Annotated in this window: 18 protein-coding genes; 11 read left to right on the top strand and 7 right to left on the bottom strand. The window is 42.6% G+C overall.

Annotation, left to right across the window (positions count from 1 at the left end):
* The first annotated feature begins 66 nt into the window (after window positions 1-66).
* The 6 genes from F893_RS11855 to dapC all read left to right on the top strand — a co-directional run bounded on the left by F893_RS11855 (window position 67) and on the right by dapC (window position 7,117).
* A complete protein-coding gene (locus F893_RS11855) occupies window positions 67-819 on the top strand; it encodes an AzlC family ABC transporter permease (protein ID WP_004278940.1) in 753 nt (250 codons plus the stop codon).
* Window positions 816-1,163 (top strand): L-valine transporter subunit YgaH, encoded by a 348-nt coding sequence (gene ygaH / locus F893_RS11860; RefSeq protein WP_004278941.1) that lies wholly within the window; start codon window positions 816-818, stop codon window positions 1,161-1,163. The genes F893_RS11855 and ygaH overlap by 4 nt, the downstream gene beginning before the upstream one ends.
* A gap of 94 nt (window positions 1,164-1,257) precedes the next feature.
* Window positions 1,258-1,902 (top strand): hypothetical protein, encoded by a 645-nt coding sequence (locus F893_RS11865; protein WP_005252263.1) that lies wholly within the window; start codon window positions 1,258-1,260, stop codon window positions 1,900-1,902.
* Window positions 1,903-2,016: 114 nt separating this feature from the next.
* On the top strand, window positions 2,017-3,231 hold the full coding sequence (purT, locus tag F893_RS11870) for a formate-dependent phosphoribosylglycinamide formyltransferase (RefSeq protein ID WP_171066773.1): 1,215 nt from the start codon (window positions 2,017-2,019) through the stop codon (window positions 3,229-3,231).
* Window positions 3,232-3,257: 26 nt separating this feature from the next.
* Window positions 3,258-5,930 carry a [protein-PII] uridylyltransferase gene (glnD, locus tag F893_RS11875; RefSeq protein ID WP_005252267.1) on the top strand — a complete coding sequence of 891 codons (2,673 nt, stop codon included), beginning with the start codon at window positions 3,258-3,260 and terminating at the stop codon, window positions 5,928-5,930.
* A gap of 17 nt (window positions 5,931-5,947) precedes the next feature.
* A complete protein-coding gene (gene dapC, locus F893_RS11880) occupies window positions 5,948-7,117 on the top strand; it encodes a succinyldiaminopimelate transaminase (protein ID WP_005252269.1) in 1,170 nt (389 codons plus the stop codon).
* Between the two features lie 102 nt (window positions 7,118-7,219).
* On the opposite strand, the gene F893_RS11885 is transcribed toward dapC, so the two are convergent.
* Both F893_RS11885 and msrB read right to left on the bottom strand, forming a co-directional pair.
* The gene (locus F893_RS11885) at window positions 7,220-7,696 is read right to left on the bottom strand and encodes a glutathione peroxidase (RefSeq protein WP_004278946.1); all 477 of its coding nucleotides are present in this window, start codon (window positions 7,694-7,696) and stop codon (window positions 7,220-7,222) included.
* Complete coding sequence (gene msrB / locus F893_RS11890; RefSeq protein WP_004645533.1) at window positions 7,693-8,112, bottom strand: peptide-methionine (R)-S-oxide reductase MsrB; 420 nt, start codon at window positions 8,110-8,112, stop codon at window positions 7,693-7,695. Before msrB ends, F893_RS11885 begins: the two co-directional genes overlap by 4 nt.
* Before the next feature lie 228 nt (window positions 8,113-8,340).
* Here msrB and F893_RS11895 point away from each other — a divergent pair, with 228 nt between their 5' ends.
* Window positions 8,341-9,771: a pyridoxal phosphate-dependent aminotransferase gene (locus tag F893_RS11895; RefSeq protein ID WP_005252270.1), complete on the top strand. Its 1,431-nt coding sequence runs from the start codon at window positions 8,341-8,343 to the stop codon at window positions 9,769-9,771.
* A 212-nt stretch (window positions 9,772-9,983) separates the two neighbouring features.
* Entirely contained in the window at window positions 9,984-11,195 is a 1,212-nt protein-coding gene (locus F893_RS11900; protein ID WP_005252271.1) for a YbfB/YjiJ family MFS transporter, read from the top strand.
* Here the strand turns inward: F893_RS11900 and F893_RS11905 are convergent.
* The 3 genes from F893_RS11905 to icd all read right to left on the bottom strand — a co-directional run bounded on the left by F893_RS11905 (window position 11,174) and on the right by icd (window position 13,571).
* The gene (locus F893_RS11905; protein WP_004278950.1) at window positions 11,174-11,731 is read right to left on the bottom strand and encodes a M23 family metallopeptidase; all 558 of its coding nucleotides are present in this window, start codon (window positions 11,729-11,731) and stop codon (window positions 11,174-11,176) included. The two genes, F893_RS11900 and F893_RS11905, sit on opposite strands and share 22 nt — an antisense overlap.
* A gap of 143 nt (window positions 11,732-11,874) precedes the next feature.
* Window positions 11,875-12,015, bottom strand: a complete 141-nt coding sequence (locus F893_RS18135) for a hypothetical protein (protein WP_005252272.1) — start codon at window positions 12,013-12,015, stop codon at window positions 11,875-11,877.
* 299 nt (window positions 12,016-12,314) lie between these two features.
* Complete coding sequence (icd, locus tag F893_RS11910; RefSeq protein ID WP_005252274.1) at window positions 12,315-13,571, bottom strand: NADP-dependent isocitrate dehydrogenase; 1,257 nt, start codon at window positions 13,569-13,571, stop codon at window positions 12,315-12,317.
* A gap of 194 nt (window positions 13,572-13,765) precedes the next feature.
* Here icd and F893_RS11915 point away from each other — a divergent pair, with 194 nt between their 5' ends.
* Both F893_RS11915 and uraH read left to right on the top strand, forming a co-directional pair.
* The gene (locus F893_RS11915) at window positions 13,766-14,554 is read left to right on the top strand and encodes an rRNA large subunit pseudouridine synthase E (RefSeq protein ID WP_004278952.1); all 789 of its coding nucleotides are present in this window, start codon (window positions 13,766-13,768) and stop codon (window positions 14,552-14,554) included.
* Between the two features lie 116 nt (window positions 14,555-14,670).
* Window positions 14,671-15,066, top strand: a complete 396-nt coding sequence (gene uraH, locus F893_RS11920) for a hydroxyisourate hydrolase (RefSeq protein WP_034436476.1) — start codon at window positions 14,671-14,673, stop codon at window positions 15,064-15,066.
* 27 nt (window positions 15,067-15,093) lie between these two features.
* Here uraH and F893_RS17525 read toward each other — a convergent pair whose 3' ends face one another.
* Complete coding sequence (locus tag F893_RS17525) at window positions 15,094-16,140, bottom strand: DUF2971 domain-containing protein (protein ID WP_228130265.1); 1,047 nt, start codon at window positions 16,138-16,140, stop codon at window positions 15,094-15,096.
* Window positions 16,141-16,309: 169 nt separating this feature from the next.
* Here F893_RS17525 and paaI point away from each other — a divergent pair, with 169 nt between their 5' ends.
* Window positions 16,310-16,702, top strand: coding sequence for a hydroxyphenylacetyl-CoA thioesterase PaaI (paaI, locus tag F893_RS11930; protein WP_005252282.1), 393 nt, complete (start codon window positions 16,310-16,312; stop codon window positions 16,700-16,702).
* A 73-nt stretch (window positions 16,703-16,775) separates the two neighbouring features.
* Here paaI and F893_RS11935 read toward each other — a convergent pair whose 3' ends face one another.
* On the bottom strand, window positions 16,776-18,479 hold the full coding sequence (locus F893_RS11935) for a M61 family metallopeptidase (protein ID WP_005252284.1): 1,704 nt from the start codon (window positions 18,477-18,479) through the stop codon (window positions 16,776-16,778).
* Between the last annotated feature and the right edge of the window lie 119 nt (window positions 18,480-18,598).

Genomic DNA, 18,598 nt, shown 5'->3' on the forward strand with positions numbered 1-18,598 from the left:
ATTAAATTCACGTAGAATACACAATCTTCATTTGACCCATCGTTCAACTCTCCTTCAAGGTGTGTCGTGTCTGAACCGAATCAACTCGCTACGCAACCTGCTGGCTTCTGGCAAGGTGCAAAAGATAGCCAAGCGATTATCTTCACTTATTTACCAGTGTCGTTTGCTTTTGGTGTTTCAGCCACCCAGTTTGGCTTTACCGCCTGGGAAGCACTGTTCCTGTCCTGCTCGATGTATGCAGGTGCCAGCCAGTTCCTGGTGGTCGCGCTCTTAGGTAGTGGAACATCTATCTGGATGACGGCATTAACCGTGATTGCCTTAGACATTCGTCATCTGCTTTATGGCCCTGCGTTACAAAATCTGATTCAAGACCGGCTGAATTTAAAGAAAACGGCAATCTGGTCTTGGGGTTTGACCGATGAAGTTTTTGCCTCCGGCATGATCAAGCTCTCGCAACGGCGACAGGAATGGTCAGAATCCTGGATGCTGGGTTTAAGCCTGTTTAGCTGGATGTCCTGGGCACTCGGATCTTTCCTCGGTGGATTGTTTGCCGATCAGGTCAGCAACCTGCCGCAATTCTTACAGGCTGCGCTGGATTTCTTGTTACCTGCGCTGTTCCTGAGCTTCTTGTTAGCCGCTTTTGAGAAAAAACATACTTTTGTTGTAGCTGTCACAATTCTGGTGTCTGCGATTGCCTGTTATTTTATCGACCTGTCTGCCGCGATCTTTATCGGTATAAGTTCTGGTATTTTCGCAGGCCTGTTCAAGCACTATATTTTGAAACAGCCAGATCCTGAACACGCAGGAGATCAAGCATGAATCTAGAGATTATTCTGGTCGGGATTTTAGTCGGGATTGCCAATTTTGCCTCGCGCTTTGGTCCTTTTTTTGTCATTCAAAAATTTCAGCAAGGTTCGCAAAAACGTGGAGCATTGTGGCTAAAAATTGCCTTGGGTTCAATTGGCATTGCTGCGATCAGCTCCATGTTGGTGGTTGCTACCCTGCCACCTTTATTAGAAACACCGAATAAAAGTTTTGCGATGCTGGTTGGCTTTATTGTGCTCACGGTTTTGTACTTTAAGTTTAAACGGATTGTGATGGCGACACTGACCGCAGCGCTCACCTATGGGTTGGTTTACACTTATGTTCCGGTACCCTTTTAAGCTTTAACTCGTTGATCAATTGAAACAAAGACTTATGCTAAACTCATAGTATAGGTCTTTTTTTATATAACAATAAAAACAAGGAAGGATGCGCATGTTTGAAGTCAAACAGGTGATTGAAGGCAAAATCTTTATTCATCATCGGCGCGATGAAATGTTAACCGTATTCCATCGACATGAAGTGCCGGCACAATATTTTGAATGTTTTATCAATGCTCAAAATTTTACCGGACATTTTGTCGAAATACATGCTCAACCAGCAGATCAAGTTCGGGTGGTTTATATTAAAAAGAATAGCACCCATCAAATTATTGCTATGCTTAATCAGAGCCAATACGTGCTGCATCTTCATCCTTTGACATTGATTTTGGGTAAATGGAGCTTCAGACATCGTGTCCTGCCGAATACTCTAAAAATTTTTGCTGGTTTATTTGCGCTCCTTTTTATTCTTTTTTCAGCTACCGCCTTTTCAGCAGATCAGTTCCAGCTCACTACCATCTTGCGAGACTGCATTCAATTCACAGTTTTTGGGCTACTGTTATTTTTGCTGTGCTTTGTACTGCCTTTTGTATTGCCCTATGCGTATTTCCTGCATGTTCGTACATTACGTCTGTTAAAGATGCTAAATATCAATACTGAACAAGTTGCACAAATAGAAAAGCTCAAGTCTCAAAGCGGGATTTATCTTCTGCAAACGCAGTCTGACAGCGATGTGAAAATGACAGCGCCTCCTTATTAAATCTAGAAAAACTTTATAAATAAAACTGTTGGTCAATATCACAATTTTGTATGAATCTTGGCTTAACTGTCGGCTCAGTTCTGCTATGCTAAAAGTCCATAAAATCAAGCATGGATGATCCACATGAGCGTGACTATTGGTACTCCCCTTCAATCTTCTGCCTATAAAGTTCTATTATTGGGTTCTGGTGAACTGGGCAAGGAAGTGGTGATTTCACTACAACGCCTTGGAGTCGAAGTTCATGCTGCTGACCGTTATGATCATGCCCCTGCCATGCAGGTTGCGCATTATTCCTATACCTTGAATATGGCAGATGCTGTAGAACTCAAACAACTCATCAATCAAATCCAGCCACATTTAATTGTTCCTGAAATTGAAGCGATTGCGACCGAAGTTCTGCTTGAAATAGAAGCCCAGAACATTGCTACAGTCATTCCTTCTGCTAAAGCCGTCAATCTGACCATGAACCGTGAAGGTATTCGTCGTCTGGCTGCGGAAGAACTCGGTCTGCCAACTTCAGCTTACCGTTTTGCCGACAGTTTAGAATCCTTCCGCGCGGCCTGTGACGATGTCGGCTATCCAAACTTTGTGAAACCGGTGATGTCATCTTCAGGCAAAGGTCAGTCTCGTGTTACCCGTTTTGATGAAGTCGATGCTGCCTGGGAATATGCGCAAACCGGTGGCCGGGTCAATCAGGGTACTGTGATTGTAGAATCACAAATTGACTTTGATTTTGAAATTACCTTATTGACTGTTCGTGCAAAAAATCCAGAAACCGGCGAAATCGAAACGTCTTATTGCGACCCGATCGGACATCGTCAGGACTCAGGTGATTATGTGGAAAGCTGGCAGCCTCAACCGATGACTCCAGCCGCGCTGGAAGAATCCAAGCGCATTGCCAACAAGGTCACTACAGCACTTGGTGGCTGCGGAATCTTTGGAGTGGAACTCTTTGTAAAAGGCGACAAAGTATGGTTTAGTGAGGTTTCCCCACGTCCACACGATACTGGACTGGTGACTTTAGCCTCCCAATTTCAAAGTGAATTTGAGCTGCATGCACGTGCTATTTTAGGCTTGCCGGTGCATACTGCACGACATAGTGTGGCTGCCAGTGCGGTAATTTATGCTGGAGTAGATGGCCGTAATCTTTCATTTTCTGGCCTGAATCTTGCTTTAGCAGACGGCAATACCGATTTGCGCCTGTTTGGCAAACCAGAAGGTTTTAAACGTCGTCGTATGGGCGTTGCCACGGCACGTGCAGAAACTATTGAACAGGCACGTGAACTGGCCCTCCAGGTCGCCAACCAAGTTAGCGTCAACCAAAACTAAGCTGAAATACCAACGGACGACTGTACATGATCAACACCCATCCACTGCTGAATTACGCTAAAAGCAACCATGACATTAAAGCCATCAATCAATGGCGCAGTGATGTCGAAAATCAGCTTCAGGAAAGTTTTGAAAATGGCCAGTCGATTCGGGATATTATTCTGGCGCGTTCCAACCTGATTGATGAAGCATTGCAGTTTCTCTGGCAGCATGCCGAACTGGATCAAACTGATTTGGCCCTGTTTGCAGTCGGAGGCTATGGCCGTCGTGAAATGCTGCCTTATTCTGATGTCGACATCATGATCTTGTCAGAAGACGAGATTAACCCGGAACAGGAACAACTGATTTCTACATTCATTTCATCGCTTTGGGACGTGGGGAATTTCAAACCCGGTATCAGTGTCCGCACCATCAATGAATGTGTCAATCAGGCCAGCAGTGATCTGACCGTCGCCACCACCCTGATCGAAGCCCGCCTGATTATTGGCAATGAAAACCTGTGCAAATGGCCACGTCGTATCGTGTCACGTACCTGGACTGACAAAACTTTTTTTGATGCCAAGATGGATGAGCAGCATAAACGCTATGCTCAGCACAACAATACTGAAAGCAATCTGGAACCGGATATTAAAAATGCGCCAGGTGGTATCCGTGACATTAACCAGATTGGCTGGATTGCCAAACGGCATTTTCGCGTCAACCGGATTTATGATCTGGTACATCTCGGTTTTATTTCAGAATTTGAACTCGGTGTACTTGAGGAAGCCGAGAGTTTCCTCTGGGAAATCCGCCATCATCTGCACCGCTTGACCAAGCGCGATGAAAACCGTTTATTATTTGATTATCAGCGTGATATTGCAGCCAAGTTCGGCTATGTGCGTGAAGAAGGCCACCACCCAAATTATCCTATCGAACAGTTCATGAAGCGCTATTATCGCAGTGCACAGCAAGTGTCTACGCTGAACGAAATGCTGCTGGCCTATTTTAATGAATCGGTCATTACGCCACGTTTACCGCAATATGAACGCCAGATCGAAGAAATCAACCAGAACTTTAAACTGGTCGATGGCAAACTGGCTGTGCAGCATCACAAGATTTTCTCGGAAAATCCAAACGCAATTCTGGAAATTTTCTATTTACTAGCCAATCGTCCTGAGATCGAAGGTATTCGTGCGCGTACTTTACGCCTGCTGACCTTGGCTGGAAAACGCATTGATCAGGATTTTCGTGATAATCCGGTGCATCAGGCGCTATTTATGGCGATTATCCGTTCACCGCATCGACTCTACGATACTATGGTCGCGATGAAGCGTTATGGTGTGCTTGGAAATTACATCCCGGCCTTTGGACAGATTCTGGGACTGATGCAATATGACCTGTTCCATATCTATACGGTCGATGCACATACCTTATTGCTGCTGCGTAATTTAAACCGCTTTAAAGAACCTGAATTTGCCAAGGAATTTCCGGTGGTCAGTTCAGTATTCCAGCGTTTGACCCGTCGTGACATCGTTTATCTGGCGGCAATTTTCCATGATATTGCCAAAGGCCGTGGCGGTGATCACAGTGAACTTGGTGCCAGCGATGCGATTAAATTCTGCCGTAGTCACGGTTTTACCGAACGCGAAAGCAATCTGGTGGCCTGGCTGATCCAGAATCATCTGGTGATGTCTGTCACCGCCCAGAAAAAAGATATCTCCGATCCGGATGTGGTCAAAGAATTCGCCGAAAAAATGGGTGACATGGAACATCTGGACTATCTGTACACCCTGACAGTCGCCGATATTAACGCCACCAATCCGAAGCTGTGGAATACCTGGCGCGCTTCGCTGATGCGTCAACTATATACTCAGGCACGTGACGTAATCCGTTCTGGTCTGGGCCGTCCGGTTGATTATCAAATGCTGATTGAAGATACTAAATTTGCAGCCAGTGAACTTCTGGTTCAGGACTTCTCACTGGATGAGGTAGAAAAAGTCTGGCAGGAACTTGGTGATGACTATTTCCTCAAAGAAACAGCAGATGAAATTGCATGGCATACCCGTGCCATTTTACAACACGGCGACAATCCTGCCCCACTGGTGTTGATGCGGGCGCACCGTAAATATGCCCAGGATGCGGTACAGATCTTTATTTACACGCAGGATCAACCTAACCTGTTTGCCACCACGGTGGCTATTCTGGATCGCATGAATCTGGATGTACAAGATGCACGGATTATTACAGCGACTAAAGCTTTCAGTCTGGACACCTATGTAGTACTGGACCGTTTTGGTACCTTATTGACCGATCCGGAACGCGAAGCCACAGTGATTGAAGCGCTGAAAGATGCCTTGAGTCATTCAGATGAATATCCTGGCTTGATGCAGCGCCGGATTCCACGTCAATTACGTCATTTTGATATTGAAAATACAGTCGATATCAGTATCAATCCTGCCTTGAATCAAAATATGGTCGAAATCGCTACTCTCGATCATCCCGGTTTACTTGCCAAAATTGGCGGTTTATTTATGATGCAAGGCTTGGATATCCACTCTGCCAAAATTGCCACACTTGGCGAACGTGCCGAAGATATATTCTTTGTCACCAAAAAAGATGGCAACCCTATGACACCTGAAGAATCTGCCGAATTTGCAGTTGCACTTAAAACTGCGCTGGATGAAGCCTCTAATCAGGTTTGTAGTCAACACTCACATTAAAACGCGGTTACTTATTCATGAACTCTAGCTTGTCTTTACTGCACCCTTATCCGTTTGAAAAGTTAAATCAGCTTTTTGCGGATATCCAACCTGCAAATATGCCCTTAATTCCCCTGTCGATTGGTGAACCAAAGCATCCTGCACCGGAGTTTGTGAAACAAGCGATTATCGATAACTTCAAACATTTGTCGACGTATCCCAACAGTAAAGGCCTGCCTGAGCTACGTGAAAGTATTGCCCAATGGCTGACGCGCCGTTTTAAGCTAAATAGCATTAGTGCAGACAGCAATATCCTGCCTGTTTCCGGTACGCGTGAAGCGATTTTTTCGTTTGTACAGGCTTTGGTGAATCGTGAAGATGCACCTTATGTAGTGATGCCGAATCCGTTTTATCAGATTTATGAAGGTGCAACGCTGCTCGCAGGTGCCAAACCTTATTTCATCAACTGTACTGAGGAAAATAACTACCTCGGTGATTTTGATGCAGTTCCGGCGGAAGTCTGGGAAAAAACGGCATTGCTATTTGTCTGTACCCCGGGCAATCCAACCGGTGCAGTACTATCAAAAGAACAGTTTAAAAAACTGATTGCCCTGTCGGATCAATACAATTTTGTGATTGCTTCAGATGAATGCTATTCGGAACTGTGGTTTGACCAAGCACCTGTAGGTTTACTGGAAGTTTGTGCTGAAATCGGCCGGGATGACTATAAAAACTGTGTGGTGTTCCATTCACTGTCTAAACGTTCTAACCTTCCGGGCATGCGTTCAGGTTTTGTTGCCGGTGATGCCAGCCTGTTAAAACCTTATTTGCAATACCGTACTTACCACGGCGCAGCGATGCCGGTACAACATCAACTGGCTTCAATTGCTGCCTGGGATGATGAAGCACATGTGGAAGAAAACCGGGTGCAATACCGTGCCAAGTTTGATTTATTCCAGCAAGAACTCGGTCATCTGCTGCCACTCAAAAAACCGGATGCAGGTTTCTATTACTGGTTAAAAGTCGACAATGATGAAGCCTTTGCCAAACATTTGATGGAAGAAGCACATATTAAAGTTCTTCCGGGTCGTTATTTATCCCGCGATACCGAACAAGGTAATCCGGGTGAAAATCATGTACGTCTAGCACTCGTAGCCGATCTGGCGCAATGTGAAGAAGTCATTCAACGCCTGAAAGCTATTCTCTAAGTTTTAATCATGACTAAAAAACCCACTGAATTAAAGTGGGTTTTTTAATTAACACTAGATGAATTCTGTTTTTATCTCATACTGAGAATATGACACTAATGATTACAATACTTTGGCAATTTCATCTTCAAGATCTTCAGGCTTGGTGGTTGGTGCAAAACGGTTCAACACCTTGCCATCACGACCAATCAGAAACTTGGTAAAATTCCATTTAATTCCATTGCCTAAAATACCTTTGGAATTATTAGTTAAATAGCGAAAAATGGCGTGCGCTTCAGGGCCTTTGACATCCACCTTGGAAAACATCGGGAAAGATACCCCGTAATTCTTCTGGCAAAATTCACCAATCTGTTCATTGGAACCTGGATCTTGACCACCAAACTGATTGCATGGAAATCCCAAAATTTCCAGACCTTGATCTTTATATTTTTCGTAAAGTTTTTCTAATCCTGAAAATTGTGGGGTAAAACCACACTTACTCGCTGTATTGACGATCAAAAGTACCTTGCCTTCGTAATCTGCAAGTGGCTTGCTTTTGCCATCTAACAATTCAGCTTCAAACTGATAAATGTTAGTCATGGATAGGTTTCCTCATCATTTTTTTCTTGTGTTTCTAAGTCCAAAGAAGCCGAGTTGACACAATAACGCAAACCGGTCGGTTCTGGGCCATCCGGGAAAACATGCCCTAAGTGTGCGTCACAATGATGACAAACAATCTCAGTTCTGACCATTCCGTGTGAAGTATCAGGTAATTCTTCTACCACCGAACTGCTGACAGGACGGTAGAAACTTGGCCAGCCACAGCCGCTGTCATACTTGGTCTCAGAAGAGAACAGTGGCGTGCCGCAGCAACGACATACATAAGTGCCATCTTGCTTGGTATTCCAGTATTTTCCAGTAAATGCCGGCTCGGTTCCCTTCTCGCGCGTAATGCGAAACTCCTCAGGTGATAACTCTCTTTGCCATTCCCGGTCTGATTTATTGAGTTTTCCCATGATCACATACCTTTTTATCTTGCTATTTAAAATAGGATAATCCTATATTTACGTGATTCATTTTAAAAATTCTAGTCTTTATTCAACATTTTACAAAAGACATATAATGCCCAAAAAAGCAAAAAGAAAGCAAATATAAAAATAAAAGTAAGCAATTTTTACATTAAATGTTTTTTAGTGAGCAAATTTAATGGTATTCTTAGCTCTAAATTTGCTCAGGATTAAAAAATGTCGCAAAAAAAGAGCGTAATTTTTAAAAATCTGCTGCCTGTGATCAAACAATATCAGCAGCTTGGATTTACGCATGAAAAAATTGTTGCACTACTTCGAGATGAACATGATCTCGATCTAGTCACAACTGAGACATTTAAAAGTTATTTATATCGTTATGCAAAAGTGACCTCCACTCCTTCCGAGAACATCAAAATGCCGAACACTTTCCAAACCCCTCGCGAGATCAAGAAATCATCTAAGCTCGAGCATGTATGCTACGACATTCGCGGACCTGTGTTACGAGCGGCCATCGAGATGGAAGAAGCCGGTCACAAAATTATCAAATTAAATATTGGCAATCCTGCCCCATTCGGTTTTGAAGCGCCGCAGGAAATTATCAACGATGTGGCTTTAAACCTGCCGAATGCGATTGGCTATACCGATTCCAAAGGGATTTTCCCGGCGCGTAAGGCGATCTGTCAGTATTATCAGCAAAAAGGCATTCTAGATATGCACGTCAATGACGTCTATATCGGTAATGGTGTGTCTGAACTGATCGTGATGGCCATGCAGGGTCTGCTGGATGATGGCGATGAAATGCTGATTCCAATGCCAGATTATCCACTCTGGACGGCGGCAGTGAATCTGTCTGGAGGTACAGCGATTCACTATAAATGTGATGAAGAAAATCACTGGTATCCAGATATTGCTGATATGGAAAGCAAAATCACGCCGAATACCCGTGGTATTGTGATTATCAACCCGAATAACCCGACCGGTTCGGTTTACCCACGTCATGTGTTGCAACAAATCGTCGACTTGGCCAAGAAATATGACCTGATTTTATTTGCTGACGAAATCTACGACAAAATTATTTACGATGGGATTGAGCATGTTGCTGTAGCAGCTCTGGCTGGCGATCAGCTCTGTGTTTCGTTTAACGGTTTATCTAAAGCCTATCGTATTGCTGGTTTCCGTTCCGGCTGGATGGCCATTACCGGCAATAAAGCACGTGCAGCAGACTATATCGAAGGTCTGGATATGCTTGCATCGATGCGTCTGTGTGCCAACCATCAGGCACAATATGCAATTCAGACTGCACTGGGCGGTTATCAGTCAATTAACGACCTGATTCGTTCGGGTGGGCGTTTATATGAACAGCGCAATATTGCCTGGGAAATGCTGAACGAGATTCCAGGTGTGTCTTGTGTCAAACCTGAAGGCGCAATGTATTGCTTCCCGAAACTGGATCCGAATGTGTATCCAATTCAGGACGATGAAAAACTGATGCTGGATTTGTTACGTGCAGAGAAAGTACTTCTGGTTCAAGGAACAGGCTTTAACTGGCCAACACCGGATCATTTCCGTGTAGTGTTCCTGCCGGCTGAAAATGAACTGCGTGAAGCCATTACCCGTGTTGGCCGTTTCCTGGCCAAGATGCGTTAATTCTTGAAATAGACAATATAAAAAACCGCGTTGATACGCGGTTTTTTATTTCTCTGAAAAAATTCAGGCTTTTGACTGATGAAATCTTAAAAATCATACCGGTTTCTTTGAGCAAATTTCTGCACTCAATGGTTTCTTCTCAGGCAATTTCCCCTCAATCATGAAGATTCATGTTATTTTTTGACCAAATATAAAATTCTATGAGTGCACGGATGTCCTCAAACACAATCAAGCTCAGCCTTTTTCTTTGTCTTAGTATGTGCTTGGGCATTGGCATTCTTCGTTTTTCTTATACTGCACTGTTACCTGGCACACGAGAAGCCTTTGGCTGGAGTACAGATTTTGCCAGCCTCTTGAGCAGTGCCAATTTGCTGGGTTATTTAATCGGTGCTTTTACCGCGATGCGTCTTCCTCAAGACCGCAGTATGAGTACCTATATTCAAATTTCAGCCTTTGCTGGCATGTTCAGCCTGATGTGTTGTGCGTTTTCTGGTTTTTCTGAAGCGTGGTATATCGCTTGGCGTATCATTTCAGGGATCAGCGGTGGACTGATGATGATCTTATCGCCGAGTGTGGTCGCGCAGTGTTGTGAACTTCAGGATCGTCTTAAAATCAACTTTATTGGTTTTAGTGGGATTGGACTAGGCGTTTTAATTGCGACCCTGTTTCTGCCTTATCTGGATCAAATTTCCATACAGACTGCATGGCTAATCTTATGTGGTTTTGCTTTGCTTATCTGTATCGTTTTAAGTCTACTGATTCAGAAATTTAAGCCATATTTGTCGGCACAAGCTCCTGCGGTTACCTCTCATCTATCTCTGAATAGCGTCTTTTATAGTTTACTTACAGTGTATGCTTGTAGTGCTTTCGCTTATATACCGCATTCACTCTTCTGGATTGATTATTTAAGCCAGCAGTTGGGATTGAGCTTGTTCTGGATTAATTTCAACTGGATTCTGTATGGACTAGGTAGTGCTTTAGGCGCCTTGAGTGCTTATGCACTGGCTAGAAAATGGGGTAATTTTGTTGCCCTGAAAATTCTTTATAGTCTTTATATTGTGGCTATTTTTATTGCAACCCTAGATGCCAGCCCATTGCTTACTTTTAGCTCTTCCTTTTTTACCGGGATGCTAAATCCGGCTGTGGTGTTCCTGACCTCCTATACCATTTTGCAACTGTATGGACTGGCTTATAAAAAGCTCTGGAGTATTGCCACCTTGTGTTTTGCCTCGATTCAGCTAATCGGTGGGCTCAGTTTTAGTGCGCTGCAATATTTTGGATTGAGCTATCATCAACAGTTCATACTGGCCACATTTGTTCTTTTATTAGGAACGTTACAATTGTTCTGGTACACACGTCCTGTCAGACTCAAATCTGAACAACAAACTCTGCCAATTTCTGCTCATGGAGAAGGGACTAAATAAGGATAAGGATTGGTTGCTCCTTGCCCACCTAAATAAATCCCATAATGTAAATGCGGCGGGGTATTTTTGGCATTACCTGTATTCCCCACATAAGCGATGACTTCACCTGCCTCAACCCAGTCGCCTTCCTGAATATGTTCTGCATAGTCATCCAGATGTGCATAATAATGTTGGCTCATATTTGGACCGGTCACCCAGATGATTTTTCCACCCAGATTGTTGGTGCCAATCCTACGCACAATACCTGGGGTCGCGCTAAATACTGGCGTACCGCGTTTGGCAAAAATATCCGTACCTTCGTGTTTACGACCGTCACTACGCGCTGCTCCCCAAGTATCATTAATCTGACCAACTCTGACGCCTTCAACCGGAATCTGTAGCGGAGCTTCTAACTGGGCTCTCTGTAATTGCCAATACAGATAAGGGCTTTTCCAACCTGCTGCTTCACCTGAAGGCGGTGGCTGACAGGCAGTTAGTAGAAAACCTATAGATAACAGTAAGCTTATAATCCGAAGAAATTTCACCAATATTCGCATTAAATTAAATAGATGACTTTTATCTTAATCACAACCGCCTAATTTAAAGTCACAATCCTGTTATTTTTAGTGATGATTTTATACAAGCGTTCAAATAACAAAACCCTCAAATGAGGGTTTTGTTATTTTAGGTGGATAGGAGATTATCTACGTTTTTTAGCACGAGATGGTTTCGATGGTTGTTGCTGTTGTTGCTGTTGTTGCTGTTGCTGCTCTTCATTCTGAGCATTGTCCTGCTTGTCTTTTTGTTGGACCTGCTTATGTCTCGCTTTAGCTTTAGCCATGATTTACTCCTTTGGAGAAACGTCTCTATATCACTGGAAGTTCCATTCATCACTCTAACGTTTATACAAAATAAGCCAATCGCTGAGCTGTATCCAAATACGTCAATGTAATACAGTCTTTACTAAGTTATTCAGCTTAGAACGAATCATTTTTAAGCTCATTACACTTCTTACATGATCTTGCAGCCTGATACTTATTTTAACGTTTAGCTTTTATCTGTTCAGACTTTTCCTGAAAATAAAACTATAAAAAAGCCCGCAGTAATTGCGGGCTTTAGCTCATAAATTGCATCGCAATTTTAGGCATCCATATTAGCAATGATCGCTTCACCAAACTCAGAACAACGTAGCAAGGTCGCACCTGGCATCAAACGCTCGAAATCATAGGTCACCGTTTTTGCCGCAATCGCACCCGAAATCCCCTTGATGATCAGGTCGGCAGCTTCTGTCCATCCCATATCACGCAGCATCATTTCTGCTGACAGAATAATCGAACCTGGATTCACTTTATCCTGCCCGGCATATTTAGGCGCTGTGCCGTGGGTTGCTTCATAGACTGCAATCGAACCGCCAATATTGGCACCCGGTGCAATTCCAATCCCACCAACCTCCGCAGCCAGCGCATCAGAAATATAGTCACCATTTAAGTTGAGTGTCGCAATCACAGAATAATCCGCCGGGCGCATCAGGATTTGCTGCAAGAAGGCATCTGCAATAACATCTTTAATAATAATGTCTTTGCCTGTTCTTGGATTTTTGATTTTAACCCACGGACCACCATCTAAAAGCTCACCGCCGAAACGTTCCAATGCGACCTCATAGCCCCACTCTTTAAATGCTCCTTCGGTGTATTTCATGATATTGCCTTTGTGCACCAAGGTCACACTCGGCTTGTCATTTTCAATGGCGAACTGAATCGCTTTACGCACCAGACGCTGGCTACCTTCTTTGGAGACAGGTTTGATCCCGATCCCACAATTGTCTTCAAAGCGGATGTTGGTTACACCCATTTCTTCTTTCAAAAACTTGATAACCTTTTTCGCTTCCTGAGAATCTGCTTTCCATTCAATACCGGCATAAATATCTTCTGAATTCTCACGGAAGATCACCATATCAGTTAGTTCCGGATTATGCACCGGTGAAGGCACCCCTTCAAACCAGCGTACCGGACGTACACAGACATATAAATCCAGTTCCTGACGTAAGGCTACATTCAGGGAACGAATACCTCCACCAACTGGTGTCGTCAGTGGACCTTTGATTGATATTACATAATCACGCAACGCTTCGAGGGTTTCATCAGGCATGTAGGTGCCGTAAATTTTCTCAGCTTTTTCACCGCAGTAGACTTCCATCCATTCGATGGAACGCTTTCCAGCGTATGCTTTTTGCACAGCAGCATCTACCACAGTTCGCATTGTTGGTGTAATATCTGCACCAATTCCATCCCCTTCGATAAATGGGATAATTGGATTATTTGGTACGTTGAGTGACAGGTCTGCATTAACGGTAATTTTGGTACCATCCACAGGTACTACGATTTTTTGATATCCCATTATTAGTATTCTCCCGGATGCCGCTGACAAATCTAAAATAATTGCCAATTAGGCAATACTTTCAACTGTTCTTAACGCATAATATTCTAATCCAGATTTGTTGTTTTTGAGATTTATACGGGAAATAACTAAATTTCCCTTTTAAATAAACCTCTACATTTTTTAAATTAATGTAATTATAGAAGTTATTTCCTATGAAAATCGTCATTCTAAACAAACCTTATGACGTCCTCTCCCAATTCCGTGCGGATGAAAAGCACCCAACCATGGCTGATTTTGTCAACGACAAAGATTTACGTCTTGCGGGTCGTTTGGACATGGACTCAGAAGGTCTGGTTTTCCTCACCGATCACGGTGGTCTCAACCAATATATCACCAATCCTGCCAATAAAAAGTTTAAAACTTATATGGTGCAAGTGGAAGGTGATGTGACCGAAGAAGCTCTTGAGCAGCTTCGTAAAGGCGTTGAACTGAAAGATGGCATAACGCTTCCTGCACGTGCTGAAAAAGTATCTGAACCTGAATGGTTATGGGAGCGTAATCCTCCTGTACGTTTCCGTGCCTCTGTTCCAACATCTTGGGTTGAGATTTCGATCTGTGAAGGTCGTAACCGTCAAGTTCGTCGTATGACATCTGCTGTCGGCTTCCCTACACTGCGTTTGATCCGTACCAAAATTGGTGAGATTGATTTGGTTCGCATGGGATTGCAACCGGGTGAGACCAGAGAAATTGAACCCTTACTTTATCCGGACTTCCAGAATGTTCCTGCGGAAGAACCATACCGTTCACGTTCTTATGTGAAAAAGCCGGGTGGTACGGGCGGTAAGCCAATGGTTCGTAAAAATAAAGATGGTTCTGTGAAGAAGTCTGGAACCAAGCGTATCTGGCAAATGGATGAAAGTGAAAAGCCGCGTCGTAAGACCAATGGTACAACACGTCCAAATACCAAGGCGCCACGTGGTCGCGGCCGCGGTCGTGGCTAAGTTTGAATAGATTTAATCAAGCTCACTTCGGTGGGCTTTTTTATTACATAACTTCAATATTTTTTATTTTTCAGTTTATTAGAATCAATTGAAGTATTCATTTTACGATGATTCTCATGAAAAGAATAATTTGTGCTTTAGCTGCAATGTCCCTCTCAACTTTTAGCTTTGCTAATCCGCTGAGTGTGCATGTACTTAATCAAGAAACTGGTTTGCCTTCTTCCAATGTCACGGTCACCCTAGAAACGCAACAAGGTGAGAAATGGGTCAAGCTCAATGAAGCCAAGACAGACAGTAATGGTCGTATTAAAGAATTTTATCCTAAAGACACCGCGTTACAAAAAGGCGTTTATAAAGTAACGTTTAAAACGGGTGATTGGTTTAAGGCCAATAATCAACGGACGTTCTTCCCTGAAGTACCGGTGGTTTTTGTGATTGATGGTGCTTTAGAGCACTACCATATTCCACTGCTATTAAGTTCTTATGAGTATTCGACGTATCGGGGGAATTAAAATGTAGGACATGTTGTCACCAAATTTTTAACCCATATTCAAAAGGCTATATTTTTCATTGACTTCATCCAAAGTGAAATATCTTTTAATTTGGCGTAAATTATTCTTTTCATAAAAAAATCCTGCGAAGATAACAGGCTGATTTTTCTTAATCGATTCTTCCTTCGAGATATGGATACTATTTAGCTCATAAAAATATGGTTCTTTACTAATGATGTCTGCAACCTTATCAAAATAACCTCTTTCAACCCCTCGACCATAGTCATTATAGTCAATCAAATTCTTTGAAATTAGATGAACTTTGTCTTTGTATTTTTGAGCATCTTGATAAATATCTGCTATCTCATAACAATCAAACTCATAACTATCCGATTTTAATTTCATTTGATAATACTTAATACCTCTTCCTTTCAATACTTCCATGACTTGCTGTTGGCATACTTTTGCATAAGAATCCGGCAATTTATTGTTGTTTTTTACGAGATCAATTTTTGATTTAGGCATCCTCATTCCGAAGTAGATTGCTTTCACTGCCCTATAATCATAGTTAAATCTACCAAAAGGTTCGATACAAATCCTGTACTCTTCTTCGTGTCGCCATTTTATAGATTTAGTCCCTGTTGTAACTCGCAATAATTTTTCCACAGCTGTCGCTCCATTTTTGAATACATGATCAAACTTCAATTCTGGTCTTTGTTCAGCATAATCAATCTCAAACGCAGCACTTATAGGTCTCAGTTCATCAAGCTTTTCAAAATCATATTCAATACAGAATCCTGTATGTGAATCGGCATAATATGCCCAAAGCAATTCGTCCTTTTGAATTCGACTTAGAGAGTAAATCCCGACCTCCTTCCTAGCTTTTTGACATAGTTGATCAAATTCTTTCCTAATATCAGAAGTCGAAAAACTAAATATATTATGAAACAGCTCAAATACTTTATGAATGTCTTTTTCACTGAATAGATTCTCAGATGGATCATTCAGCTGTGTCGAATGTGGAGCATAAAAATAATTGTTCTGTAAAGCTTCCAAATCACGTTTTGAACCATATCTATATTTATATAATTTCATTTTATCCAATAAAAAACCCATACCTGAATATTGGTTTTACCTGCTTTTTCTTATGTGTGCAAACAAGATTTCTAACTCCTCCCTCTTGTCATTCTGACCATCCAATGGTATTTATGATTCATATATTTAATAATTTAAAATAAAACGTATCTTAAAAAGGAGTTTTGCAATGGATCAGCAAGTCAGCCAGATGTTTAATCAGGACCGGTTAATTCAGCATCTTGGTGCTCATCTGATTTCTTATAATCACAATTATGCAAAGATCGAATTAAAGGTGACTGAACAGCATTTACAGGGTCATCAGACCTGTAATGGTGCCGTGATTTTTGCATTGGCAGATGCAGCTTTTGCCATTGCCTGCAATACCGGTGAACATCCGGCAGTTGGTCAACATTGCGGTATTCATTATTTAAAACCGGGCCTGCTTGGCGACACACTGACTGCTGTAGCAGAACACAAAGCCAGCAGTGGCCGTAGTGGCATTTATGATATTCAGGTGATAAATCAGCATGATCAAATCGTGGCGGAATTCCGTGGCACATCACGACTGATCGTTAAATAATTTTTTAAAACTCGAGGCAATAAAAAACCGGTGCATCAGCACCGGTTTTTTTAGATGACGAACACGTGAAGATTTAAGCTTTAAGCCATTTCTCGGCTTTAGCCGGATCTTCCACTTTCAGTTCAACTTCGGTCAGTTCAGAACCCGCGGCTTGAACTTCAAAACTCATCAGCTCATCACGACGGAATGCATACACCGTAAAAGTACCTTGCTGTTTTGCATGGCTTTCAATAAGTTTGGTCGTTGCTTTTAAGCCATCAATTGCAATGATGACATCATTGGCAGAAAAGCCAGCGAGCACAGCAGCACCATCACGACGCGCCGATTGAACCAGCACACCTTCCGGCTTATCTGCCAGTTTTAAACCGAATGGCAAAGACTTGTCATTTTTCAGGCTATAACCTATACCAAACTCAGGGAAAAGCTGATCCAGTGGCAATTCATCTGTGGTATTGATTAAGTGATTAATCTGTTCTGACCAATCATCTCCTGTCAGCTCTTTACATAATTCAAAGATCGTCCGTTCATGCACCTGAACACCCTTCTGGGCATTTTCATACAAACGGCGCATTAAAACATCCAGACTTGAACCACGTAAACGCAGACCCAAATCTAGGCACAGTGCAACTAGACAACCTTTATTGTAATAGCTGGTACCCGCATTATTCGAGTTTTCATCCTGACGGTAGAATTTCACCCAGGCATCAAAACTGGATTCAGACACTGACTGAATCACACGTCCCGGATTTTGCAAATAACGGTCAATCTGTGCTTTTAACAAAGCAATATACGATTCCTGATTAATCACGCCGCTACGCAGCAAAATCAAATCATCGTAATAAGAGGTGAAACCTTCAAAGATCCATAACAGAGAGGTATAACCTTCTCTGTTTAAATCATAGTTAACGAAGTTTTCAGGGCGAATAAACTTCACCAACCATGAATGGAAATATTCGTGGCTACATAAGCCGAGGAAACGCTGATAATCTTTTGAAGGTTCTTCAGGTTCATTGGCCTTAGGCAAGTCATCACGCGGTGAAATCAAGCTGGTAGAATTTGGATGCTCCAGACCGCCATAGCTATTGCCGGTTGCCATGGTCATAAAGGTATAGTCTGTAAACGGCGCTGAACCAAACATGGAAATTTCTGTAGCACAGATTTTTTCAATATCTTGCTGCATACGCGCGGCATTCATGGCATGTTTACCGGACACCACAAATTCATGCGGAATGCCATTTGCTTCAAAACTGAAACGGGTTTGTTCTGCTAGCTCAAATGGCGCATCAATCAATTCGGCATAGTTTTTGGCTTTCAGGGTGAAACGGCCTTTGACCAGACTTTTGGCTTGCAGGCCGGTTGCCAGCTGAAAATGCTTTAATTCATCTGGCAGGAAGATTTCCAGTTCAATTTCTTTATTTTCCTGACCTTCTAGCCCTAAACATGCACAAGCGGGATTCACATAGAGACGATTTTGATCCACATATGCACCACGAACGGACAGATCATAGGCATACACATCATATTCCACCGTAATCAGCTCATGATCGGTATTGAATAAACGCCATTTGTTCTTTTCAAATTTCTGGATCTGTAACTGGCGCCCATCTTCATCATAGGCTTTGACCGCTTCAATGTGCTTGGAAAACTCTCGAATCAGATAGCTTCCCGGAATCCAGGTCGGTAATGACAAGACTTGAGTCGGGTCCGCAAGAAAACGAACAGTCACGTGAATAAGATGCTGACGATAATCGTCAAATTCAATTTGATAATGCAACATAATGAACGATATAAAATTAAAATAAATGAGATATAGCTTAGCTTAGCATTTTTTAAGCCAGTATGGTTTAGCTGTCTTATTTGTCTACATTTACGACTAGCTATCTGTATAAAAAAGGC

Origin of the sequence: Acinetobacter sp. CIP 102136 (assembly GCF_000369685.1) — a bacterium.
Classification (GTDB): domain Bacteria; phylum Pseudomonadota; class Gammaproteobacteria; order Pseudomonadales; family Moraxellaceae; genus Acinetobacter; species Acinetobacter fasciculus.